Here is a 26,338-nt window from a genome sequence, read left to right as displayed (position 1 = left end):
TTGCTGTTTCTGTGTCGCGCGATCAGTCCGCAGGAACCGCTGCATCGACCTCACGCGGCGCGACCGAAATGATGCCCTTGCGGTGCATGAACTTCAGGATGCCGTTCACCACATCGTCGAGCGGAGGATCCGGCTGTCCCCACTTTGAAGCATCGCGGGCTGCCTGGTAGGTCGAGTTGTCGTAGCGCTTGAACTCCATCCCCGTGATGTTGTCCACCGAGCCGACGAGGAAGTCCAGCAGCGGGAACAGCAGGTCCTCCTTGCGGCAGCGGCGGATCAGTTCCGGCACGAAGTCATTCACGGCGAAGATATCGAACTGCCTCCCGGTCGACTTTGTGATCAGGTTGGTGATGTCCATCATGTTCGCGTAGTCGTCGCGCACGATGTGGTACGTCTTGCCGGCCGTGCCTGCCGAGTTGGAGATCGACACGATGTTGTTCGCGACGATGTCCGCCGGCACAAAGCTCACCTGGTTCAACGCATCCACACCGATGCCGTGGTTCACCATGAAGGCCACCAGCCGCACCGCAATGTCGAAGTTATTGCCTCCGCCATCGACCGACGGGCTGACGAGAGCTGGGCGGAAGATGCGCGTCGAAAGCCCCTTGGCGCGGGCATCTGCGACCACCTGCTCTGCGACCCACTTCGTCTGGCTGTAGCCAAAGTCCAGCAGCTCCAGATCTTCGTTGAAGTCCGTCTCCCACAGCACGTCCTTCACCGCCCAGCCGAAGACGAACGTCGTCGAAACGTAGTTGAACTCCTTCGCGCGGCCTTCAAAGGCGAGCCGCAGGACTTCGTTCGTCCCCATCACGTTCGCGTCGCGCATGCGGTCGTAGTTGAACAGGTAGTTCACCGTGGCGCCGTTGTGATAGATCGTGTCGCACTCGCTCGCGAGGAAGTCCCACGCATCGGCGGCGAGGCCAAGATTCTGCTGGCTCAGATCACCGCACAACGGCGTCACACGCGATTCGAACATCTGCATCAGCGAATGGCTGCACGGGCCCATGGACTCCATCGCGCCGCGCAGACGCTGCCTGCCCTGCTCGTCATCCGAGGCGCGCACGAGAACGTAGATCTTCGCGCGCGTCTGCTCCAGCAGGCTCTTGATCAGGAATGGCCCAATGAAGCCGGTACCGCCGGTCAGCAGGATGTGATGCGACTCTGGCACCACTGGAACCGGGAGCGGTGCGGGAGGATCGAAGACGAGCTTGCGATCTTCGCTCATCATCCTGCGCTCGGTCTCGCGCTGCTCTTCACGGAAGACGTGCAGCGACTGACGAAGATGCTCGATCGCCTCTTCGGGCGCGCTCTCCAGGTGCTCCGCGAGCTGGAACAGCTCGGCCACGCTCACCCGCTGGATGACGCCGATATCGACCTGCCGCGCCAGCACATCGGCGCCCTTGTCTTTCAGCAGCTCCTTGATCTCATGCATGAAGACCACGAGGTCAAGAGAGTCCAGCCCAGCGTCGACGAGGTTGTAAGTCTCATTGCCCGTCAGGTTGTAGCGAGCCTTGAGTTCATCGAACGGCGTCTGCTTTTCAAAGCCAGCCGAAGAGGCTCCGGCATCCTTCTCGCGCGAGAACTCGTTCAGGACCTTGAACTCACCTGCCACCCACAGCTGCTTGGCCTTGTGGCGCATGATCTTGCCGGAGCTGGTGCGCGGAATCGCACGCGGCGCGATGAAGGAGATCAGCGCGACTTCGACGTTGAGGAAGTTACGCACCGCCTGGGCGATCTTGCGCGCGTCGGGAATCTGCGACGGGTTCTTGACTTCGGCGACGATAGCCAGCGCAGGTTCGCTCTCCTCGTGGATCTGGAACGCTGCCACGCAATGCGCGCGGATCAGCGGAGACGCCCGCTCCACCACGCCTTCGATGTCCTGCGGATAGTAGTTCTGTCCGCGCAGGATGATCATGTCCTTGATGCGGCCGCAGACGTACAGCTCGCCCTCATGGAAGAAGCCCATATCGCCGGTGCGGAGGAAGCCATCATCGTACGGTGTGTCGTCGGTCAGTCGCGCGCGGAACTGCTTCAGCGTCAGCTCGGGGTTGTTCCAGTAGCCCGCACACTTGCCGAGGCCCGCGATCCAGATCTCGCCGATACCGCCGTCCGGCAGCACCTTGTGGAGCTCGGGCTCGACGATGCGAACATCCATGCCGGGCAGCGTCCTGCCGCAGCTCACGACCTGCGCGGACGAAGTGATCTCGGAGACCTCGGTCGTGAGCCGCGCCCGGCCCATGGCCAGTGCCTGCTTGCTGACCGCGATGATCCTGCGGCCCTCCAGCGAGACCGCCAGCGTATTCTCCGCCAGCCCATAGGCTGCGTAGAAGGCCTCGGCCTTGAGTCCGTAGGGCTGGAACGCCTCGAGGAAGCGGGTATAGGTGTCCGCCTTCACGGGCTCGGCGGCGCACATCAGCACATGCAGCGTGCTCAGGTCGCACAGCTCCATGCTCTCCTTCGGAATGCGTCCTGCGCGGAGGCAGTACTCATAGGCGAAGTTGGGAGCAGCCGTGTGGGTCGCCTTATAGGTGCTGATGGTTTCGAACCAAAGCACGGGGCGCTGGATAAAGTCCGTCGGCGAGAAGCCGTAGGTGGTTCCGCCACGCAGGGCCGGGTAGAGGTAGCAACCGATCAGGCCCATGTCGTGGTACTGCGGCAGCCAGGAGACAATCACCGGCGACGAATGGTCAATGACCAGCGGGGCCGTGCGCACGATGTTCTCGTGCGTCACCATCACGCCCTTGGGCTCCATCGTGGAGCCGGACGTGTACTGCAGGAACAGGATCTTCGCGGGGGCCGGATAGGTGGCGCCCGGGACGAGGTCTTCAAACGTCTCGGTCACGATCCACGGCATCCCGGAGATGTAGTCGATATCCACGCCAGAGGTCGCAACGCCGCTGCGAGCCATGTTGATCTTCAGCGACGCATGGTATTCGCTGCTGGTCAGCACCCCGGCAGCCTGGCAGTCCTTGGCGATGTGCACCATTTTGTAGAGCGCACTCTGGAAGCCGCGGGAGCTCGGCGGGTACACCGGCACAGGAATTAATCCCGCGCGGATGCATCCGAAGAACGCGCAGATCATCTCAAGACCAGCAGGGTATGCCAGAAGCAGACGATCTTCCGCCACGAAGCGGCCATCCTTCAGCAGGTGGCCGGCGATCGCCTTGGTGCGCGCCAGGAACGAGGCATACGTGTAGCTCTCGAGCGTGTTGCCGTTCAGATCGAGATAGGAGAACAGGAGCTTATGTGGTTGCTCCTCTCCCAGCCGGTCCAGTTCATCTAAAATCGACGCCATAGTAGATCAGCTAAGCCCCTTCGAGCGTTGAATAGGTATACCTGAACCGAAGTCTTGCAGTGTTTCGCTGCTTCCAGAGCCCACGGCATCTCCCTACAGAGTCGAACAAAGACGGGGATGCAGGCAAATCCGGATCGGACAAACGGACGGAATGGACTCGGTTCGCATCTTCCGTCGTGTCCGCGGCGAACAAGTTGCGGATGAAAACAAAGCAGACGGCCGGACGGGTTCCGGGGTTTCCGGATGCGGTTTGAGCCACTCCATTCGTGTGCAGTATCCGACCATGCTAGCAGAGGCAAGATCAAAGGCTACAAGCCTGTGGCGCTCCGTGCCGATACCCGGCCCCATCTTTCGTCGGAACGGGAAACCCCGCTACCGCCGGGTGAAACACCTTGATCCGTGTCCTCGTCCCAGCTACGATCAGCACTTGCAGGCCACGGTTGGCTGCGCCCCGGCCGCTGATTGCACAGAATACTCGTAGCCCGGACCGGGAATCAGAAGAACCTTCAACAGGATTGTGGAGACGGCCGTAATGTCCCAGGCAGTGACTTCCCCCATTGGCACCCCGATTGCTTCGAACGCTGCCGTGGAAGACCTCGTTTCCCACGAGACCCTGCCGGAGAGCGTCTATCTTGCGGGCGATCCATCGTTCCCCAAGGTGCTCCGTCGCCGCCTTGATCGCTACTTCGCCGACCAGAACCTCTCGCCTAAAGCCAATAGCGCCATGTGGATCAAGATCGGCGTCGGCCTGGCGGTGCTCGCTGGCAGCTGGGTCGCGATCTACGCGATTCACCCCGCAACGCCCTCGTTTCTGGCTCTCTATCTTCTCGGTGGGCTTGCCCAGACCTTCCTCCTGCTGAATATCGCGCACGACAGCAACCACAACGCCATCTCCTCCACCGCGACCGTGAACAAGGCGCTCAACTACGTCTTCGATGTGTGTGGGATCAACTCGTATATGTGGCGGATCCTGCATCATCGTGGCCACCACTCGTGCGTCAATGTGCACGGGGAGGACGATGCTCTGACGGGACGCGGCCTGCTCCGGTTTACGCCCCACGAGCCGCTCCGGCCCCTGCAGCGCTTCCAGCACATCTACGCGCTCTTCCTGTACGCGGTGTTCTCGCTCGATTACGTCTTTGTCCGAGACTTCGAGTGCTTCTTCAAGCCCGAGCACGATTACCTGACCCGCACCAGGCACCCGGCCCGCGAGTACGTCATCCTGTTCGCCGGCAAAGCCTTCTACCTCACGTACATGCTGGTTCTCCCGGTGCTCCTCCTGCACATGCCGATGTTGGTAGTCGCCGGAGCGTTCCTGATGGTGCACCTGATCGTCGGCTTGAGTGTGGCGCTGGTCTTCCAGACGACCCACACGGTGGACAGCACCTACTTCCCCGAGGGCCGCAACGAGTTCGAGAACGGGGTGTACCACATCTTCGCGACGACGGCCGATTACGCCACGACCAGCCCCATGGTCGGCTGGTTGACCGGTGGCCTCAACCATCACGTCGTCCACCACCTCTGCCCGTTCGTCTGCCACACGCACTACGCTCCGCTCACGAAGATCGTGAAGGAGACCGCAGCCGAGTTCAATGTGCCCTACCGCCAGCACCCCACCATGACGCGCGCGATCTGGCATCACCTGATACTTTTGAAGCAACTGGGCGACGGAACCTGGTCCTGATCCCGTCCTGGGCTTCCCAATCTCCCGAGCTTGATCTCCGATGTAAGGCCCCAGGTACAGCTGCAAGGCAAGACTTCTGTCCTTCGCCATAACCGGCAGCCCCGTACCTGCGGCGAGGTGTGACGTTGTCCGCATCCATACCAGCAGTCTCCCGCTTCCGCTCCTTCAAGGATTCGCCCGCGATCGCGCGCAATCCCGTCACGGTCCTTCAGACCTATACCGAGGAGTTTGGCGACACCTTCCGGTTCTATCTCGGCGGCCTCAAGGAAGCGATCGTCACGATCGATCCGGCCGTCATTCAGCACGTGCTGAAGACCAACGCCGAGAACTACCAGAAGTCCGAGATCCAGGTGAAGCGCATGGGCCACTTCCTCGGCAAGGGCCTGCTGACGACCGAAGGCCAGCCCTGGCGCGACCAGCGCCGCCTCATCCAGAAGGGCTTCGACCGCAAGCAACTCGACGCCCTCACGGCCATCATGCAGGACTCGCTCGACGCCTCCATGGCCGAGTTCGACCGCCGCATCCAGGCTGGGCCGGTCGACATCTATCCGCAGCTGATGGAGATGACCTTCGCGATGGTGGCGCGGTCGCTCTTTGGCGCCAAGCTGGACCGCAAGGACATCGATCTCGTCAGCCACACCATCTGCACCGTGCAGGAGTTCATCGTCCGCCAGACGCTGCAACCCTATCTGAATCCTTGGTTCGCGGCCTCAGGAGAGCTGAAGAAGCACGAAGATATGCGCGTCAGCGCGGACAACGTGCTGCTCGAGATCATCAAGCAGCGTCGCCACCAGCCGCCCGGCAGCGACATGCTGCAAAGCCTGATGGATGCACGCTACGCCGACGGCGAAGGCATGACCGATGAGTTGGTCCTCAGCGAGAGCATGCAGCTGCTCGTCGCCGGACACGAGACCTCGTCCAACGGCCTCTCATGGCTCCTCTACCTCATGAGTCAGCATCCCGAGTGCCTCGCCCGCGTGCGCGAGGAGTTCTACGCGGTCCTGGGCGACAACCTGCTCACCCATGGCGATGTCATGAAGTTCCCGTACACCTCGCAGGTCATCGCCGAGGCGCTGCGGCTCTATCCGCCGTTCTGGATGGTCGACCGCATGGCGATCAACGAAGACCGCATCGGCGATACCGTCATTCCCGCAGGGGCGATGGTCATCGTCTACGTCTACGGCGCACACCATGCGAAGAGCCGCTGGGACAGTCCTGAAGAGTTTCGGCCTGAGCGCATGGCCAAAGAGAACGACAAGCTGCGCACGCCGTTCACCTACCTGCCCTTCGGCGGCGGCCCGCGCATCTGCATCGGCAACCAGTACGCGATGCTCCAGATCCTCATGATCCTGAGCACGCTGCTGCGCCGGTACGACTTCGTACTGGCCCCCGGGCAGGACATCGAAGAGCGCGCCATGGTCATCCTCCGCCCGAAGAACGGCATCCGCATGAGCTTCAAACCGGCTGCCGCGGTCACGCGTGAGCCTGAACCTGTGCCCGCCGGCGTCTAGGGCCCGCGCCGCCCCGGCAATCTCCGGCCACCACCCGATGTGTCCTTTCGACCGGAGCGGGACGAACCTGTGCCAACGTTCGCGGCTCACGTGGACGTCAACCCGGCGGTTGCTCGTCCCGCGTAGTGGAGAAACCGGCATCTTTGCCTGTGCTGGCAAACTGCAGGTCCCTCGACTTCGCTCGGGATGACACATCGTTGCAGGGAGCCAGGGAGCCCGGCGCTCGCCAAACTTGTCGCTGCCGTTGAAGCCTGGGCTGCGCCCCGCGCCGTCCGGCGATGCGATACACTTCTCGGCAAGCTTGCAACTCATGTTGTTCTATCGGGCCTCCGCGCGCGTGCGCCGCTGGGGGACCCTTGCCCGTCTGCTCTCGCCGTGCAGTCCAGAGCCTCATTCTGCCTTGTCAGTGTTGCGTAAACCCACGTCTCTGAAGTGATTCCTGGAGTGAATATGCGCCATCGGTATCTTGCAGCATGCCTTATCGCCGCCACTGGACTGAGTGGCTGTACGAAGGAGAAGGCCAAATCTGTGGCTTCCGCTCCCGTGCACAAGCTCGGCATTCGCCCCTACGGCGATGAAACCGTAAAGATCGACACCAGCAAGATGCCGGCCGAAGAAAAGAAAGCCTTCGACTACATCGATGCCCACATTGATGAGCACGTCGAGAACCTGCAGAAGTGGATCCAGCAGCCCAGCATCTCGAACTCCGGCGAAGGCATGCAGGAGTCGCCCGAGATGGTGAAGGGCTTCTTCGACAAGCTCGGCTGCCAGAAGACTCAGATCAACGACGTCGGCATCACCAAGTGGGGCCAGCCCGGTAACCCCGTCGTCTACGCTGAGTGCAATGAAGGCGCTCCCAAGACGTTGCTCGTCTACTGGATGTACGACACCATGCCCGTCACGCAGCCTGAGCTTTGGGTGGCTCCTCCGTTTGAGGCGCGCCTCGTCGACGGCAAGACTGCGGGCATCGATCCCGGCTTTAAGAAGGTGCTCATCGGTCGCGGCGCGGTCAACTCCAAGGGCCCGGAGATGACGCAGTGGAACGCCTTCCAGGCCATCAAAGCGGCGAACGGCAAGCTCCCGGTCAACCTCATCGTCATCGCTGAGGGCGACGAAGAACGCATGTCGATGGGTCTCAACAAGTTCGTCACCACGCATCCTGACCTGCTGAAGCGCGCCGATGCGATGCTCATGTTCGGCGGCCAGAACGGCGCACGCGCGGCCTCCATCATGGGCGCGTCCGAAGGCCTGATGTACATCGAGCTCACCACCAGCGGCACGGCCTGGGGCCGCGGTCCCACGGTGTCCGACATCCATGGCATCTTCAAGCGCTCCACCGATTCTCCGGCGTGGCGTCACATCCTCATGCTGGGCAGCCTCATCGGCAAGGACGGCAACACCCCCACCATCCCCGGCTTCATGGACAACATCAAGCCCATCGATCCCGCCACCGACAAGCGTCTCCACGAAGCCGCCGGCAAGGTCGATCTCAAGAAGATGGCCGACAACGTCGGTGTCGCCCGCTTCATCTCCGACGATCCCTATACCGTCCTCAAGATGTCGAGCTTCGGCACCGCCTTCAACCTCGATGGCATCTGGGGCGGCAATATGTATGCCGGCGGCTCGGGCGCGATCCTTCCGAACAAGATCACGTCGAAGCACAGCATCCGCTACGTGCCGGACATGAACAGCGGTGACATCCTCAAGAAGATTCGCGCGCGGCTCGACAGCCAGGGCTACAAGGACGTACAGCTTCGTCTCATCGGCGACCAGCCCTGGTCTTCCATGGACTTCGACACCGACGTCGCCCACTCTGTCGAGCAGATGTTCGACAAGTTCGGCATCCCGTGGACTCCGCCGCTGAGCAAGACCACCACCATGGACGCCGAGGACACGAACATGGGTGGCGCGTGGCCCGGCTATCTCTTCACCAACGGCAAGCAGGGCGACCCCGGCACCACGCCGATCGGGCTTCCCATCGCTGGTGGCTCTGCAGGCTACGGTGGCCGCGCTCACGCAGCGAACGAGTTCTGGGTGATCGAAGGCTCGGGCAAGGTCTACGGCATGGCCGGTGCGGAGAAGTCTATCGTCGACGAGCTCTACAACTTCGCCAACAACAACACCACGCCAGCGAAGCACGGCCTCAAGTAGCAGCAAACCCGGGGAATCGACGATGGTGTGGCGCGGCAGCTTTGCGCCACACCATCTTTCTTGTGCCAGGCAGAGCGCTTACATCAGCTCGACGGACAGGAAGACATGCTTGTCGATGACGTTGCAGCGCGCGGCGTACACAGAACCCTCGCGAAATTCGGCATTGAGCGATCGCAGCAGCTGCAATGCAACATTGCCGCCTTCCATGTCGAGGCCCGTGACCTCTGCCTCGAGAAAGTCGAACCATGTGCCCGTCACCGGATTCAGGCACTTGAAAAGTGACTCCTTCGCAGCAAAGCAGATCGTGATGGCCCGCAGAGGGTCGGCACAGCTCGCGATGAGCCGCCGCTCGGCCGCGTTCAGGCACACCGCCGAGACCGCAGCCGAGTCCTTCTCACTTACCATCCGCTCGATGTCGATTCCGATCCCACGGACTTCATCACGCAGCGCAACGGCCACGCCACACCACGTCGTTGTGTGAGTGATCGAACCGATGAAGCCAGCGGGCCATAGAGGCGAGCGATCTTCCGCTACCCCGACAGCCGTCTCCGCACTGCCCAGCTCTGCAAGCAGCTGCGCAGCGATCTCCCTGCCCAGAGCAAACTCGCCGCGTCGTCGCTGCATCGCCTGCTCCCGGCTGCTGAACGTGCTTGTCCTCACACCATTGTCCGGAGCAGTATCGATCCGAACGACCCTCTGGAGTGCGGCTGACGTTAACCTGAAGGGCTCAAACGAAGTGCCCGCTGCAGTGTCAGACCGAGCAATCATCGAGCAGTCCTCCAACGGGTGAGATCAGGCCAGCGGCCTGCGAAGCCCAGCTGCCGTAAGACGCAGCCGCCAACGAAGCCAGCAGTGCACGACGCAACATTGCCGCAGGCATACCTCACAGAGTAGCCTCAGATACACCCGGCTCGCGATGTGCACAGACGGACGATTTTGCCATTGGGGCCCGGAGCAGATGCTGGATCAGAGCAGTCTTGAAGGTCAGTTGAAGCAGAGCGCGGAGCTGTTCGGTTCGCGCATCGCAATCGCGGGAGACGGCGGAGTCGAGCTGTCTCACCGGCGACTCCGCGAGCACGTCGGTACAGTCTTGCGCGATCTGCGCGAAGCGGGTATCCGCCGCGAACACCGCGTCGCCATGGTCTTTCCTCAGAGCCCGGACCTCGCCGTCGCGTTCCTCGCTGTGAGCTCAGGAGCTGCTGCCGCTCCGCTCAACCCCGCCTACTCTCTCGCCGAGTTCCAGTTCAACCTGCAGGATCTCTCCGCGCAGGCCCTGCTGGTCCCCAAGGGTTTCCAGACTCCCGCCCGCGCTGCAGCGCAAACACTGGGGATCCCCGTCCTCGAGCTCGCTCTCCTGCAGGATGGCGGTCGCGTGGTGGCCGATGGCCATGCTCTTCAGGGCGTCGATGCTCTGCTGGACTTCAGCGATAGCGAGGACGTCGCTCTGCTGCTCCACACCTCCGGTACGACGTCCCGGCCAAAGCGTGTGCCGCTCAGCAACCGGAACCTCTGCGCCTCCGCTCGCAACGTCGCCGCGACGTTGCACCTCACCGAGGCCGACGTCAGCCTTTCGACGATGCCCCTGTTCCACGTGCATGGGCTCGTCTGCATGCTGGCTGCTCTCAGCGTGGGTGGCAGCTGCGTCTGTACCGGGCCATTCCGGGCGGACCAGTTCCCGCTATGGCTCGAGCGCTGGCAGCCCACATGGTTCAGCTCCGTTCCGACGGCCTTCCAGGCGCTCCTTGATGTGGCACGCACCACGCCTCTGCGGACGAAGTCCCTGCGATTGATTCGCTCCTCCTCCGCCTCGCTTCCACCGGCCGTCATGGCAGGGCTCGAGGACGCGTTTGGCGTTCCTGTCATCGAGGCCTACGGCATGACCGAGGCGGCGCACCAGATGGCATCCAATCCGCTGCCCCCTGCTGCGCGGAAGCCCGGCTCGGTGGGTCTGCCTGCGGGGCCGCGCATCGTCATCCTGGATGAAGAGGGCAACCAGCTCGCCCAAGGCGCGACGGGTGAGGTCAGCATCCACGGGACGAACGTGACCTGTGGCTACGAAGCCAATCCCTCCGCGAACGAGGCTGCCTTCACGAATGGCTGGTTTCGTACCGGCGACCAGGGTTACTTCGATCCCGAGGGCTACCTGTTCCTTACGGGTCGTCTCAAGGAGCTCATCAATCGCGGCGGCGAGAAGATCGTTCCCCGTAAGATCGACGAGGTGATGCTCTGCCATCCCGCGGTGCGCCAGGCCGTCACCTTTGCGGTGGCGCATCCGTCGCTCGGCGAAGATGTCGCCATGGCTGTGGTGCTGCATGCCGGCGCCTCGGTGACGGAAGCTGAGCTGCGTGCCTTCCTCCTGGAACGGCTCGCCGACTTCAAGGTTCCCAGCCGCGTCGTGAAGGTCGACGCCATTCCCCTTGGGCCCACCGGCAAGATCCAGCGCATCGGCATGGCGGCGAGGCTGGAGGCTTTCCTCGGCATCGCCTATGAAGATCCCACGACCTCCACAGAGGAGCTCGTCGCCTCAACGATCGCTCAGGTCCTCGGGCTTGATCGCGTGGGCCGGAACGACAACTTCTTTATGCTCGGTGGCGATTCGCTCCGCGGCGCACAGGTGGCATCACGGCTTGCCCGGGAGCTCCGCGTCGCCATCGCCGCATCCCTGCTCTTCCATGAACCGACGCCGAAGCTGTTGGCCGCCCGGCTGGATGCTCTGGTGGTGGAGCGCGAGCTGGAGGCGCTGGCCGCAGCCATCGCCGACCTCACGCCGGAAGAGCAGGCCGAGCTGCTGGGCGAAACGCCTCCCACAACCTAGCCTGTGATCCCGTCACCGCGCGCAGCCGGGGTGTGACGATAGAATCCTCACACCAATGACAGCGGGTGATCGAGCTTTTCCGGGCGCCCGCCACCAGAGCGACATGAATCCTGACAGCGACGCGCGCGACCTGAAGGGCCGGTTGGCCGCACTGAACGACGCCCAGCGGGCGCTCCTGGCTCGCAGGCTGCAGGAAAAAGCCTCCGGCGAGCAGCGGGCTGCGAAGCGGACCTCTGAGGCCGCTACCGCAATTCCTCGCGCGGTTCCGGAGCGCGTTGAGGTTACGCCGGAAGGTTTCGAGGTCTCCATCTACCCAGCCTCCAGCGATCAGGAGCGGATGTGGTTCCTCGAGCAGCTGACGGGTGGTCTTCCGCTCTACTCCACACCGCGCGCGTTTCGCCTCCACGGTGCACTGCGGCTCGACCTGCTGGAACTGGCCCTGCAACGCGTGGTGGAGCGTCATGACTCTCTGCGCACCACCTTTGCCAGCGAAGAGGGAGGACTCACTCAGCGGGTCTCGCCGCCTTCCATCGCTTGCAACTTCAAGCTCGAATGCATGCCGCCGGCCGAGGCCAGCCTGGCCGAAGCGCAACGTCGGGAACTCGCCGAGCGTTGGATCGAAGCCGCGGCCGCGCGGTCCTTCAATCTCACCGCTGGTGCTCGGTCCTGCCCCTCCCTGCTGCGAGCAAGCGTCGCTTCCCTCTCGACGACCGAGCATTACCTTCTCCTCGCGTCGCACCACATCGTCTCCGACGGCTGGTCCGGTGCCAACCTCTGCCGCGACCTCTCCGTCGCCTACGCAGCCCTCTTGCAAGGTTCTCCCGATGCACTGCCGGCGCTGCCGGTGCAGCTGGCCGACTACACGGCGCTACAGACAGAACACGCCAGGAGTGGAACCCTCGCCGCCGCCACGGAGTACTGGCAGCGGCAGCTGAAGGGCCTCGGGGAGCCATTGGATCTGGGCGGCGATCATCCCCGGCCAGCGGTGAAGAGCTATCGCGGAGAGACGTGTGCGTTACCTCTTGACCACGCGCTGATGGACCGGTTGAAGTCGCTGGCGAACGCGCACGGTTCGACGCTCTTCATGGTGCTGCTCGCTGCGTATGATGTGCTGCTGTGGCGCTATAGCGGCCAGACGGATCTGACTGTCGGCGTGCCCGCGGCCAATCGCCCCTTGCCGGAGGTCGAAGGGCTCATCGGCTACCTCGCAAACACGCTGGTCCTGCGGACTGATGTTTCGGGTGCGCCCAGCTTCGTCGATCTGCTCGGGCGCGTGAAGCCGACTGCGCTCGAAGCCTACGAGCACCAGGCGATGCCGTTTGACCTCCTCGTCAGGCTCTGCGATCCCGTGCGCGATCCATCCCGCACGCCCCTATTTCAGGCGAGCTTCGCTCTGCAGGAGAACTCCAGCCTGGCGTTGACGCTGCCCGGCGTGGACGCCTGTGAATATGCCGTTCCGACGCATACCGCGAAGTTCGACCTCGCACTCTCCATGCGCCCACACCGCGATGGCTTCGCGGCGCAGCTCGAGTTCAGCACCGACCTCTTTTCTCCGCAGCACGGCACGAGAATCCTGGAGCACTGGCAGGAGCTGCTGCGCTCCATCGCGGCGGATCCACACCAGTCCATCGCTACGCTGAACCTTCTGCCCGCGCACGAACGCCAGCTCGTGGTGACGGAGTGGAACCGCACCGCCACCGCGTACCCGCGCGATGCTTGCGTGCATGAGCTGTTCACGGAGCAGGCGGCGAAGGCTCCGGGTGCAGTTGCTGTCGTTGCCGGGGGCGAGACTCTCACCTACGGCGAGCTCGACCGGCTCACGGATCGCTTGTCGCTGCAGCTGAAGGCTTGTGGTGCGGGGCCGGGCAAGCTGGTCGGCCTCAGCATTCCGCGTTCGTTCAACGCGGTCATCGCACTGCTGGGAGTTCTGAAGTCCGGCGCGGCGTATTGGCCGCTCGAAGAGAACATCCCCGAGGAGCGCCTGCGGGGCATGCTCGACGATGCCGCACCGCTGGCAATCCTTGTACCCCGCGGAAGCGAAACACCAGCCGCCCTAAATGGCCAGACCGTGCTGGCAGTCGAAGATCTGTTGGAGTCGCCAACACCTCGAGAGTTCGTCGAAACACGTTCCGTCGTCGCGACTGACGCAGCCTATGTGAATTACACGTCGGGCTCGACTGGCGTGCCCAAGGCTGTGCTGGTGCCACATCGGGGTGTCGTCCGTCTTGTGCGGAACAATGCTGCGGTACCCCTTGGCTCCGGCGACACGCTGCTGCAAATCTCACCGCTCTCCTTCGACGCCGCGACCTTTGAGCTGTGGGGAGCTCTGCTGAATGGCGGCCGCGTCGTCCTGTTTCCTCCCGGCCCACTCAGCCTCTTCGACATCGGCGAGACGATCCGCGCTCACAAGGTCACCTCGACCTTCCTTACGACCGGCCTCTTTCACGCCCTGGTGGACGAGCGGCTCGACGACCTGAGACCGCTGCGGCAGCTCATTACCGGTGGGGATATCCTCTCGCCAACGCATGCATGCCGCGCCTTCGAGGCTCTTCCCGGTTGCAGAATCATCAACGCCTACGGTCCTACCGAGAACACCACGTTCACGACCTGCTACCCGTTCACCGGTACCGAGGACCTCACTCCCAGCGTGCCCATCGGACGGCCCATCGCCAACACGCAGGTCTATCTTCTTGACGCAGTCCTGCAGCCGGTGCCGATCGGCGTAGCCGGTGAGCTCTACACCGGCGGCGACGGCGTAGCCATTGGGTATCTCAACCAGCCGGAGCTCACGGAGGAGCGCTTCATCGCCGATCCCTTCATCGCCGATCCCTTCATCGCCCATCCCGGTGCGAAGCTCTATCGCACCGGAGACCGTGCCCGCTGGCGCGAGGACGGCAACCTCGAGTTCCTGGAGCGCTCCGACGCGCAGGTGAAGATCCGCGGCTTCCGGGTGGAGTTGTATGAGATCGAGGCCACTCTGCGTTCGCAGCCCGAGGTGCGCGACGTGGCCGTCGTTACCTGGTCGCCGACCGCAGGACAAAAGGAGCTGGTGGCGTATCTCGTTGCTTCCGGTCACGATCGGCCTGAATCGAAGACTCTTCGCGCACGCGTCGCGTCCAGCCTTCCGGCGTATATGGCGCCCCGCTACTTCGTCTGGGTGGAGTCGCTCCCGCTGAAGCTGAACGGCAAGCTCGACCGCAACGCATTGCCGGCACCTCGGCCGGAACAGTCCATCCCGGAAGAATCTGTCGCGCGCCCCGTCACACCTCTGGAGCGCGAGCTCACCCTCATCTGGCGGCAGCTGTTTGAGGTGGAGGGGATTGCACGAGACGACAACTTCTTTGCGATTGGTGGGCACTCCCTGCTGGCTACGCGCCTCATTGCGGAGATCGATCGCCGCCTGAAGATCCGCCTCCCCATTGCGGCTCTCTTCCAGTCCCCCACCATCGAGCAGCTCGCGCAGCGGCTCGGCAGCGAGAGGTGGCGAGCGGAGCCTCGTCACATCGTGCCGCTGCATGCCGCTGGGACGCGTCCCCCGCTCTTCTGCGTACACGGCCTCAAGGGCGACCTCTACGTCTTCCGCAACATCTCCGGGCTCCTCGGCGAGGATCAGCCCATCTTTGGCCTGCAGGGAGTGGACCCCGATGGCAGCCTGCCGGCCTCGATTGAAGACGCAGTGGCGCGCTATATCCCGGAGATGCTCAGCTTCCAGCCGGAAGGGCCGTTTTTCCTTCTGGGCTTTTCGCTCGGAGGCGTCTATGCGATCGAGGTCGCCCGCCAACTCGAGGCGGCCGGTCGCGAGGTCGGTATGCTGGGGCTGTTCGACACGCGACCCGTTGGATCGAAGTTCTGGGCGCTGTACACGCGCATTGCGATGATGGATCCACCCTCGCGCGCCATGATCCACCTGCGAAGGCTCAGTCATCTCCCCTGGAGCAAGCGCGTGGCGTACGTTCGCGCGCGGGCCCCGAGAGTGACCACTGCCGTCCTCCGCCGACTCAGCCGCGCCCACGGCGCAGAGGCCGCGCCCCTCGACCCCGCGAAGGACATCCAGGAACTGCTCACGGACTTCTACCGGGTGCTGGCGCTGCCCTATAAGCCCAGGCCCCTCTCGTGCACGCTGGACATGTTCGTCGCGGAAGATTCGTTCGGCCGCTGGCCGGGCTACTGGAACCGCCTTGCCCGCAAGGGAGTGCGTTATCACCCGGTCTCCGGCAGGCACGCCGACATCCTCGACTCGCAGCATCTCCCATCGGTCGCGCAGACGCTCCGGGCCGCTCTGGCCGAACGACAGAACGGCAGGTAAGTCCGGCGTCGGGGCGTTTCGCAATCGTCCGATCGCCGAAGGCTGCGCGGCGGAATGTGGCTCAACGACATGCTGTATAGATAGAGTGAAATCTCTGTCCAGGATGAGGAGCTTCCATACGATGGCCCGCCTGTCACGAGCAGGGCCGCCCACCTCCCTGGCGGGCCCTCCGGCATCACGCCCCGGCCAGAGCTTCCAGTGTCGGAGAGCTCCACTGCGACGCAAGAGATCGTCTTCCCTGGGCCTCGCCATCAGCCGTTTCTTCGTGTGCTTCGCGTCGCTCGTTGCAGGTTTCTTTTCAGCCGGGCCCATCCACGCGCAGAGCAGGCTGGACTGGATGACCAGCCGCGTCTGGAGCATCCAGGATGGCCTGCCCGACCAGGTGATCCTGTCGATGGCGCAGACGCCGGACCAATATCTATGGCTGGGTACGCGACTCGGGCTCGTCCGTTTTGACGGCTATCACTTCATCGACTACGGCGCGGATCTCGCGCCCGCACTGCACGACTTTGGCGTCGACTGCGTGCTGGTCGTCCGCGACGGCAGCCTTTGGCTTGGCACGCAGGGCGGGGGCGTGGTGCATCTGTTTCCCGGCGGCGGCCGCACGTACAACACCAGGGCCGGTATCGCCAACGGCCTGATTCGAGCGCTCTATCAGGACGAGGCTGGGCGCATCTGGGCCGGCACCGATAACGGCCTCTACCGGCTCGATTCCGGAGAGCACTTCTCCCGCATCGATGACAGGGGTGGTATCCACGGCGCGGCCGTCCATGCGATCGTCGGCGATGGTCATGGCGGCGTGTGGGCCGGTGGCAGCCGGCTGCTCCATATTGACGCCTCGGCCGGCCTTGGCACGATCTCCTGGCAGGAGGTTGCGTTGCCGCAGCAGAAGGGCTCGCTCCGTATCTGGTCGATGGCGAAGGGTTCGGGTGAGTCGCTGTGGATAGCCACGCTCGGTGGTCTCTACCACCTGCCGGATGGCGTTGGCTCCGTCGCGACCAAGGAGCCGCGCGTCCTCGGCAGCGCCTTGTCTCTGCTCGTCGATAGCCACCGCCAGCTGTGGGTCGGCACCATGGACGAAGGGCTCTATCTGCTCAGCGAGAACGGCTCCGTGACCCGTGCCCGCGCTCCCGACCAGCTCGCCAGCAACTCCGTGCTGGCCCTTGCGGAGGACCGCAGCCATGACCTTTGGGCAGGCACGCAGTCCGGTCTCACGCGCTTCAGCGCCACCGGGATGCACCTTACCCGGGTTCCCGGCGCGATCGACTCCGAGTTCGGTTCGGTCGCCGTGGATGCCGACGACTCACTTTGGGTCTGCTCGCGCCGGTTGACGCACATCCGGAACGGCCGCATGGAACCGGTGAACCTTCCCTCCATCACGGGCTTCGCCATCCATAGCGTGATGCGCGAACGCTCCGGCGCCTTCTGGGTCGGAACGCTGGGCCGAGGCGCCTATCGTATTGCGCCGGGCGGACACATCGACCACTACACCTCCGAGATCGGCACCAACTACATTCGTGGCTTCCTCGAGACACCCTTTGACGGCGTCTGGATCGCCTCCGACGGCGGCGTCGCCAACTGGCGCGACGGGCACGTCACCAGCTTCCAGAACGTTCCCGGAGCCCCCCACGCGCCCACCTTGTCCATGGCTGCCGGAGCACCCGGCGAACTTTGGGTGGGAACCTACCACGGGCTTTCGCTGCTTCGGAACGGCGCGTTCGTTGCCGCGCCCGCAGCGGACGCCCTTGGGAGCCACGCCGTCTCTGCCATTCATGTCAGCGATGACGGCGCGCTCTGGATCGGAACCGAGAGCGGTCTGTTTCGTTGGCACGACAACCAGCTCCAGCACATCCGGCTGGAAGCCGACATGAACGCCCCGGCCATCCTCACCATTCTCGAGGACGGGCACCACCGCATGTGGCTGGGCGGCCCGACCACCGTCGTCCGGGCCGATCGCTCCAGCTTCGAAAGCCTCGCCGCAGGCAAGGACAAGCGCCTCTTCAACCCGGAGATCTTCGCCGTCTCGCTCGAGACGGGTGCCGAGCTGGGCAGCGGTGCGGCCTCGACCGCGGAGCTGGATCGCTCCGGAGGCGCCTGGTTCACCACCAATGAGGGCCCGCTTCATATCCAGGCTTCGAACCCCAGGCACGACGGTGCGCCTCCGCCCATCATGCTGGGACAGGTGCTCGTCGATGGCGAGCGCGTCGCCGTCAAGGGGCCAGTGATTCTGCAGCCCTCCGCGAAGACCCTGGTCATCGATGCTCCACCCATCGCGCTGAGTGCCCGGCCCGGCCTCCAGCTCCGCCGGAGGCTCATCGGCTTCGACCCGGACTGGGTTGCGATCTCGCCGCTGCAATCGGCGACGTATACCAACCTTCCCGCGGGCCATTACACCTATCGCGTCGAAGCCAGCTGGAAGGACGCTCCGGGAGCGACGGTGCTGGAGCTTCCCATCGTTCAACGGACGCACTTCTATCGCCAGCCCGCATTCCTCGTTGCCTGCCTCGTTGCGTTGCTGCTCGCGATCTGGGCGGGCCACCGGATGCGTGTTCGGCAGGTCATGCTGCGGTTCCGGCTTGTCGCCGAGGAGCGCAACCGCGTCGCTCGCGAGATGCACGACACGGTCGTGCAGGGCTGCATTGGTGTGTCGTCGCTCCTCGAGGCGATTGCCATTCGCCACGCACCGGTGGGCGCCGATGACGTCCCCACCGACGAGGCCAACCTGCTCAACAGCGCCCGCGAGCAGATCGCCGTCACCATCCTCGAAGCTCGCGACGCCATCTGGAACCTGCGGCATCCGCACGAAGGTGGCAATCTCTCCAACTCGTTGCGGTCGCTTCTGGACCGCATCACCACCATCCAGGGCAAACGGGTGGAGTTCGAGAGCGATGGCACGGCGCTCTCGCTCAACGTCGAGGCCGAGCACGAGCTCTTTATGACCGTCCGCGAAGCCCTGCACAACGCCCTTGTTCACGCGGGCGCAGAGCACATCCGGCTCAGCCTGCGTTACGTCACGGACTCGGTCCTGGTCAGCATCCGCGACGACGGCAGCGGCTTCACGGCAGGATCGACTGACGACCGCGGAGAGCACTTCGGTCTTCTCGGCATGCACGAGCGCATGGAGCGCATTGGCGGAACCTGCCGCATCGACAGCGCCCGCGACCGAGGTACGATGGTGGAGCTTCACGTGCCTTACGAGCGCAACGTTCGTACCGTCCGTCCCGAACAGGAGAGCCGATGAGCGAAGCCCCGGAACCAACGCGCATCCTGTTGGTCGACGACCACCCCATCGTTCGCGCCGGGTTGGCCGCCATCATCAGCTCCCAGCCGGACATGAAGATCGTCGCGCAGACCGGCAGTGGACGTGACGCGCTCGGTCTCTACGAACAGCTCCGGCCGGACGTGACGCTGATGGACCTCAAGCTCCCCGGAATCACCGGCGTCGAGGCAATCCGCGAGCTTCGCAAGCGCTTTGGCGACGTCAAGGTGCTCGTCCTCACCACCTACGAGGGCGACGAGGACATCTACCAGGCGCTGCTCGCCGGAGCTGCCGCGTACATCATCAAGGGCATGCCGCACGAGCAGCTGCTGCAGGGCATCCGCAGCGTCCAGCAGGGGCAGGTGTACCTGCCCGCAGAGATCTCCCGGGCCGTCCGCAAGCGCACCGACAACGACGAGCTCAGCGTCCGCGAACGCGAGGTCCTCAGGCTGATGGCGGGTGGAAACAGCAACCGCGCCATCGCCGAGCAGCTGGGCGTCACCGAAGGCACGGTGAAGTGCCATGTCGGGGTGATTTTGTCGCGCCTGGGCGTCAAAGACCGGACCCAGGCTGTGCTCATCGCCCTGCGACGCGGATTTGTCCATCTCTAAGAAAATAAAGAACTATTTCGGAAGCTAGGGTGCCACCCGGATACTTTCCCTAACGCGCCGTGTCGTGTGTTCTGCAATAGGTAAATTATTTTCACTCCACTCTGACTAAAGTCAGATGACCGTCTCAAAATCCCGCTCCTAAGATTCTCCTCGCACAAACAAGCACCGATCAGAGCTCGGCGAATCGTCGTCCATGCTGACCTCGCGCAGGGGTTTTCCCTGCGAACAGATCGGGTGATCGCAAGTCCTTCGAGGAGACCTACGGATGTATTTCCGCAATCGCACCACCCCTGTTCCCCCCTTGTCCAGGCAGCTCGTGGCATGGCTCGGCGTCCTGATTCTGATCTTGCTTCCAGCGACTGCAACCTTCGCCCAGTCGGGCGGTCAGGGTGCGATCCAGGGAACCGTCACCGATTCGACCGGCGCCGTCATTCCCAATGCCAGGGTGATCGCGACCAACGTTGACACCGGCGTCAAGACGGAGCGGCCCACGTCCTCGGGCGGACTTTATGACATCTCACCGCTGCAGCCCGGAAACTACACGGTCGAGGTCCAGGCGCAGGGCTTCCAGACCCACGCGCAACAGAACATTCAGGTGAACGCACTCGATGTCTTCGGCCTGAACGTGACGTTGAAGACCGGCAGCCAGACAGAGACGGTCACCGTCACCGGTGCACCTCCGGCGCTCGACACCACCAACGCAACGCTGGGCGGCACCATCCAGGGCTCCGAGTACCTCGAGCTTCCGCTGCTCGTCTCCGGCAATCAGCAGCGCGACATCACGCAGTTCTCGAATCTTCTTCCCGGCGCGCAGCCGGGCAGCCGCTCGTCGGTCATCGGTGGCACGGCAACCCGCCTTGGCGAGCTGTACGTCGACGGCCTTCCGCTCACCACCATCTCGCAACAGGGCGACAACCGCCCCGTGTTCAACGTCATTCCTCTTGAGGCTATCGACGAGATCAAGGTCGTTACCAGCGGCTTCTCCGCCGAGTATCAGGGCGCAGGGCTGGAGAACTACAACCTGAAGTCCGGTACCAACAAGTACCACGGCACCGTCGCCGACTTCATCCGCAACACAGCCTTCGATACCTGGGGCTTCTCCGCTCCCTGGGCCACCATCACCAATGCGTCCGGCGTGAAGGGCCCGCAGAACTCAACGCCCAACTCCTACGGGCATATCTCCAAGCCTGCCGACCACCAGAACGAGCTTTCGATCAGCTTCGGCGGGCCGGTCCGCATTCCGCACCTCTTCGATGGCCGCGATAAGCTCTTCTTCCAGTTCACGCTGGATAAGGTGCACGCCCAGTCGGCGCCTACGTATGGCTTCGATACCCTGCCCACCGCCCTGATGCGTCAGGGCAACTTCTGCGAGCTGCTCGATCCCGCTCACGGTGGCTGCGGCGTCACCGGTACCGCCCCCAACTATGTGATCTACGATCCTTCCACGCAGAGCTGCAACGGCACCACGTGCACCCGCACGGCCTTCCCAGGCAACGTCATCCCCGCTGCGCAGATCTCGCCTCTCGCCAAGGCGATGCAGCAGTTCCTTCCTGCCCCGATCAACACGAACCTCACCAACAATTATGTTGGCGGCATCCCGACCGGCTACAAGAACTACATTGTCTCGGACAAGATGGACTGGGACATCTCTCCGCGCCAACGCTTGTCTGCGGCCTACACGAGCGGCCGCCGTCATGCGGTTCCCTACACCTCGGGCTCGGCGAATCTCCCGGTTCCTTACCTCGCGGCCACGTTGTCCACGGTCGTGGGCGACTATCTCGAACTCGAGCACACGTTCACCATCCGGCCGAACCTCGTCAACCAGTTCAAGATCGGCTACCAGTACTTCGGTGGGCCGCCGACGCAGAACAGCACCGAGGGCATCTCGAAGTACGAAGCCACAACGCTGGGGATTACGGGCCTCCCGCCCGGCCAGGCGTCGGACGAGTTCCCCGGCTCGAGCTTCGCTGGCACCAACGCTCCGACCGCGTGGTCGCAGCCGGACATCACCAACAAGACCGTGACGCACACCTACGATCTTCTCGACAACGTGGAGTGGGTCATCGGGCGTCACGCGCTCAACATCGGTTTCCAGTTCCAGGACCTGATGGAGAACTTCAGCAGCTTCAACAGCCCGTCCTCGCCCACCACCTATGCGTGGAGCAACAACGAGACTGCGCAGGTGACGGGCACCTCTTATGCGACGGCGACGACCGGCTTCTCCTACGCCAGCTACATGCTCGGTGCGGTAGGCAGCACCAGCACCACGCTGCAGCCGTTCTCCGACATTGGCGATCGCTACCACCCCATGTCGCCTTACTTCCAGGACGACTTCAAGGTCACGCCCAAGCTCACCGTCAACGTTGGCCTTCGCTGGGACTACATGCCGGGCTTCCGCGAAGCACTGGATCGCTGGTCGTTCCTCAACCCGAACATCACCAACCCGTACACGGGCAACATGGGCTCATTCCAGTTTGCCGGTAACTATGGCGGCTCCAGCGCAAGCTGCGGCTGCGATACGCCGGTGCATACCTACTGGAAGAACTTCGGTCCGCGACTCGGTTTTGCTTACTCGATGGACAGCAAGACCGTGCTGCGCGCTGGCGGAGCGATCCTCTACTCGCACGGTGGAGGCACCGGCGGTGCGGCAGCCAACGCCACGGGTCAAACAGGCTTCAGCCAGCCTGTAAGCTTTACCGCGAATGCTGCCGGCCCCACGGCTGGCCCGGTGTTCTATCTCAACAACAGCGGCTACAACGCCAACCTGAACAACACCAACTTCGGCGGCCCTGGATACAGCCTTCCGGCGATCACACCTCCGTCGGCGACGAGCCAGTTGAGCACAGGCCTCGTGGGCAACTTCGTCAACAGCTCGGGGGCCTTTGTAAAGTCCACCGCGGGCATCAATTATGGGGATCCGTACTACGGAGACCGCACACCGACCTTCTACTTCTACAACGCCGGCCTGCAGCGCTCCATCACGGACAGCATCACCGTGACGGTCAACTACGCGGGAACGATCAGCCACTTCATCGCCGGCGCATCCGGTCTTCGCGGTCTGCAGTCCGGTGAGATCAATCCCATCTACCTTCCGCTGGGTGCGCTGCTCACCAAGGCCGCGACGCCCACCAACATCGCTGCGGCACAGGCTATCGTCGCTGGGTGCTGCGCGACTCCCTACCCTGGCTTCGCCGCTGCTGCCGCTACCACCGCAGGTTCCAGCATTGCGACCATCGGCCAGGGCCTCAAGTGGATGCCGCAGTACTCCAGCACAGGCGATACGTGGGGCCTCTACTCCGCCAACGCCGCGTACAACGCCTTCGAGTTCTCGCTCGCGATCCGCCCCACCCACGGCCTGACGCTTAACGTGAACTACACCTACAACAAGGAGATCGACGACGCGGGCACCATCCGCACCGGCTATGACATCCCCGGCAGCGCGATCCTCAGCGGCAAGTCCTGGAAGGCCGATCGCATCGACCGGTCCATCTCGGTGCTCGATCAACCGCAGAACCTCGCAGTCTTCGGTGTCTACAAGCTGCCTTTCGGCAAGGGGCACCTCGGCGGCAACAACTTCCTGGTGCGGGCGCTCGCGGGCGGCTGGGTGTTCTCCGGAACAGCGACGTATCTCTCCGGTGTGCCGCTCTTCATCACCTCATCGGCCTGCACCTCGACCACACTTCCTGGCCAGGGGACCTGCATGCCTGACGTCAACCCGAACTTCACCGGCAAGAGCATTCGCCAGAATGGCAAGTGGGGCAATGGCGTCACGGCGCTGACACTCGGCACGGTCAGCTACCTCAGCGGTGCGGTCACCAACACGGTACCTGGTGAGGGCGCGGGCGGCGCAGCCTGCACGGCCAGCACCGGGCCGTTCTGCAACTCCGGAAATTACATGATCGGTGATGCTCCTCGCGGTGGGGCTTTCAACCTCCGCGCTCCCAGCAACGGCCGCATCAATGGAGGCCTGCGCAGAAACTTCAACATCACCGAGTTGGTGAAGTTTGAGTTTGGCGTCGATTGCCAGAACATTCTGAACTCGGTGACCTTCGGCGGCGGTGGTGGTGGCAGCGCCTCCGGCATCGGTCAGAACATCAACGCATCGACGTTCGGTACGCTCACCAGTGCGTCTTCTGATAGCCGCGACTTTCAATTCTCCGGTCGCATCAGTTTCTAGTCGCGACCCAACCCACCGGGCGGAGTGAGCAGCGCTCATTCCGCCCGATCTACTCCTGCTGCTCCAGCAGGGAAGAGCTGCCGTGCTCAGATCCTTCCAGGAACTCGGGCGAAACATAATCTCTTTCACCAAGGCATGGGACCCGTCCTGCATGATCGTCAATCGTCGGAGGCTCCCGATCTCGCTGTTCCTCGTCGCGCTGCTGGCTGCGGCAACGTCAGCAGCCCATGCTGCATCTCCATGCACACGCACCGAAGTGCTCTTCGATCAAGGTTGGAAGTTTCACCTCGGTGACGCTCCCGGAGGTGAGCAGCCCTCCGCGGACGATCATGCCTGGCGCACGTTGTCTCTGCCGCATGACTGGGCGATCGAGTCCGGCGCGGATGCCTCCAACCCGTCGGGCGGAGCGGGAGCGTTCGCTCCTATGGGTATTGGCTGGTACCGCAAGCACCTGCCCACACCAGCGATATCGTGCGTTCGCACGGTCATCCAGTTCGATGGTGTGATGGCCAACAGCGACGTCTGGCTCAATGGCCACCTGCTGGGGCACAGGCCCAACGGCTACGTCACCTTCCGCTACGACCTCACACCATTCCTCAACTCCACGCCTGGCGCCGATAACGTCCTCGCCGTGCGCGCGGACAACAGCCAGCAACCCTCCTCGCGCTTTTATCAGGGCGCGGGTATCTATCGGCATGTCCACCTGCAGCAGCTTCCGCTTGTCCATGTCGAGGGATGGTCGACTGTGGTGGCGTCTTCCAACATCACGCACGCCTCTGCAACGCTGAGAATCGCGACGGTGTTGCGCAATGACGACGTGTCCCCGAAGACCGCTGGTGTGGTGGTCACGGTGTTCGACGCTACAGGCCGCGCCATTGCCCACACCACGATGGCCGCAGCTTCGATCCCAGCCGGAGCCACATCGGCCTACACGGCAACGCTCAGTCTCCCGCACCCTCATCTCTGGAACCTCGACGACCCCGCACTCTATCGCGTGCATGTCGATGCCGTCGAAGCCGGCAGGCACGGCGACAGCGAAGTCGTGACCTTCGGCGTCCGCGATGCTCACTTCGATGCTGCCACCGGCTTCTGGCTCAACGGGAAGAACATCAAGATCAAGGGCGTCGCGCTTCATAGCGACATTGGTGCTCTTGGCATGGCAGCACCGCTGTCGCTGTGGGAACACCGCCTGCGTGCCATGCAGGCGATGGGCGCCAATGCGATCCGCACCGCGCACAACCCGGTCGCACCCGAGCTCCTCGACCTCTGCGACCGCATGGGGATCCTCGTGCTCGACGAGTTCTTCGATACCTGGACCGTCGCAAAGAACCGCTACGACTACCACTTGTACTTCCGCGACTGGTACCTGAAGGAAACGCGAGACACCGTGCGGCGCGACCGCAATCATCCCAGCATCATTGCCTGGAGTGCAGGCAATGAGATCCACGACACGCCGCATCCCGAGATCGCGAAGCCGATCCTCGCGAGCCTCGTCGCTGCGTATCACGAAGAAGATCCGACGCGGCCTGTCACGCAGGCGCTCTTTCGTCCCAATGCTTCGCATGACTACGACGATGGTCTTGCGGATCTGCTCGACGTGATCGGCCAGAACTATCGGCCGAACGAGATCCTCGCGGCGCACGAGGCCAAGCCGACGCGCAGGATTCTTGGCACGGAGAATATTCACGACCGCGCGACGTGGCTTGCGGTGCGTGACAATCCACCGTACTCCGGGATGTTTCTCTGGGCCGGTGTGGACTATCTCGGAGAGAGCCGTCACTGGCCGCTCTTCGCCGATGCTTCAGGGATGAACGATCGCACCGACTATCCCAAGCCCGACTCGCTGGAGCGCGAAAGCTGGTGGGCGGATCATCCTGTGGTGCACGTCGTGCGCCGAGTCGCACTCGCGCCAAAGGCCCCCACGGATCCCGGCTATGAGCTGGAGCAGTATCGCCCCAAGCCCACTGCGCTTCACGATTGGACGCCCGCCGATTCAGCTCCTCATACAGAACATGTCGAGGTCTATAGCAACTGCAAGGAAGTGGCGCTGCAGTTCAATGGAAGCAGCCTGGGCAGCAAGTCACTCAATGCCGATGCGTCACCGCGAGTCTGGGAGGTGTCATTTCGTGCCGGGGCGCTGGAGGCTCGGTGCACCGATCATCCCGCAGTCGTGGAGACACTTCGAACCGCAGGGCCACCTTCTGCGCTTCGCCTCACACTCGAAGGCTCTGAGCCGGGCAGGGGATTCGATGATGTCGCAAGAGTGCGACTGATGGTGGTGGATTCCCGCGGGGTTCCGGTGCCTGGTGCGGTTGTGCCCGTCGCATTCTCTTCGACTGGCGCGGGCTCCATCCTCGCAACCGACGATGCAGACTACAGCTACTCTGCTCCCTTCAGCAGCACGCAGCGGTCGACCTACGATGGCCGCGCCCTGGTCCTGCTCCGCGGGAGCGCTGCGGGAGAGGTGCATCTGCTCGCAAAGTCTCCGGGTCTTACGACTGCCGATCTGACCCTCCACGTCCACTAGCC

General features: G+C 63.4%; 11 protein-coding genes. 9 read left to right on the top strand and 2 right to left on the bottom strand.

Annotation, left to right across the window (positions count from 1 at the left end; all coding sequences use genetic code 11):
* Window positions 1-22 precede the first annotated feature (22 nt).
* Window positions 23-3,295, bottom strand: a complete 3,273-nt coding sequence (locus tag C4S68_RS09895) for a fatty acyl-AMP ligase (protein ID WP_103932909.1) — start codon at window positions 3,293-3,295, stop codon at window positions 23-25.
* Window positions 3,296-3,827: 532 nt separating this feature from the next.
* On the opposite strand from C4S68_RS09895, the gene C4S68_RS09890 reads away from it, so the two are divergent.
* From C4S68_RS09890 to C4S68_RS09880, 3 genes are all read left to right on the top strand, one after another.
* A complete protein-coding gene (locus C4S68_RS09890) occupies window positions 3,828-4,979 on the top strand; it encodes a fatty acid desaturase family protein (RefSeq protein WP_103932908.1) in 1,152 nt (383 codons plus the stop codon).
* Window positions 4,980-5,104: 125 nt separating this feature from the next.
* Window positions 5,105-6,490, top strand: coding sequence for a cytochrome P450 (locus tag C4S68_RS09885; protein WP_160115086.1), 1,386 nt, complete (start codon window positions 5,105-5,107; stop codon window positions 6,488-6,490).
* 528 nt (window positions 6,491-7,018) lie between these two features.
* Complete coding sequence (locus C4S68_RS09880) at window positions 7,019-8,641, top strand: M20/M25/M40 family metallo-hydrolase (RefSeq protein WP_160115085.1); 1,623 nt, start codon at window positions 7,019-7,021, stop codon at window positions 8,639-8,641.
* Between the two features lie 78 nt (window positions 8,642-8,719).
* Here C4S68_RS09880 and C4S68_RS09875 read toward each other — a convergent pair whose 3' ends face one another.
* Window positions 8,720-9,265 carry a 4'-phosphopantetheinyl transferase family protein gene (locus C4S68_RS09875; protein WP_160115084.1) on the bottom strand — a complete coding sequence of 182 codons (546 nt, stop codon included), beginning with the start codon at window positions 9,263-9,265 and terminating at the stop codon, window positions 8,720-8,722.
* A 334-nt stretch (window positions 9,266-9,599) separates the two neighbouring features.
* Here C4S68_RS09875 and C4S68_RS09870 point away from each other — a divergent pair, with 334 nt between their 5' ends.
* From C4S68_RS09870 to C4S68_RS09845, 6 genes are all read left to right on the top strand, one after another.
* A complete protein-coding gene (locus tag C4S68_RS09870) occupies window positions 9,600-11,456 on the top strand; it encodes an AMP-binding protein (protein WP_160115083.1) in 1,857 nt (618 codons plus the stop codon).
* A gap of 103 nt (window positions 11,457-11,559) precedes the next feature.
* Window positions 11,560-15,762 carry a non-ribosomal peptide synthetase gene (locus C4S68_RS09865; protein ID WP_160115082.1) on the top strand — a complete coding sequence of 1,401 codons (4,203 nt, stop codon included), beginning with the start codon at window positions 11,560-11,562 and terminating at the stop codon, window positions 15,760-15,762.
* Window positions 15,763-16,099: 337 nt separating this feature from the next.
* On the top strand, window positions 16,100-19,003 hold the full coding sequence (locus C4S68_RS09860) for a sensor histidine kinase (protein ID WP_160115081.1): 2,904 nt from the start codon (window positions 16,100-16,102) through the stop codon (window positions 19,001-19,003).
* On the top strand, window positions 19,000-19,632 hold the full coding sequence (locus C4S68_RS09855) for a response regulator (RefSeq protein ID WP_103932901.1): 633 nt from the start codon (window positions 19,000-19,002) through the stop codon (window positions 19,630-19,632). Before C4S68_RS09860 ends, C4S68_RS09855 begins: the two co-directional genes overlap by 4 nt.
* Window positions 19,633-19,897: 265 nt before the next feature.
* Window positions 19,898-23,809: a TonB-dependent receptor gene (locus C4S68_RS09850; RefSeq protein WP_103932900.1), complete on the top strand. Its 3,912-nt coding sequence runs from the start codon at window positions 19,898-19,900 to the stop codon at window positions 23,807-23,809.
* 151 nt (window positions 23,810-23,960) lie between these two features.
* Window positions 23,961-26,336, top strand: a complete 2,376-nt coding sequence (locus tag C4S68_RS09845; RefSeq protein ID WP_103932899.1) for a glycoside hydrolase family 2 TIM barrel-domain containing protein — start codon at window positions 23,961-23,963, stop codon at window positions 26,334-26,336.
* Window positions 26,337-26,338 lie beyond the last annotated feature (2 nt).

The organism is Bryocella elongata (assembly GCF_900108185.1).
Lineage (GTDB): Bacteria > Acidobacteriota > Terriglobia > Terriglobales > Acidobacteriaceae > Granulicella > Granulicella elongata.
Note: the sequence above shows the minus strand (reverse complement) of the source record. Positions and strands in the feature narration are given on the sequence as shown.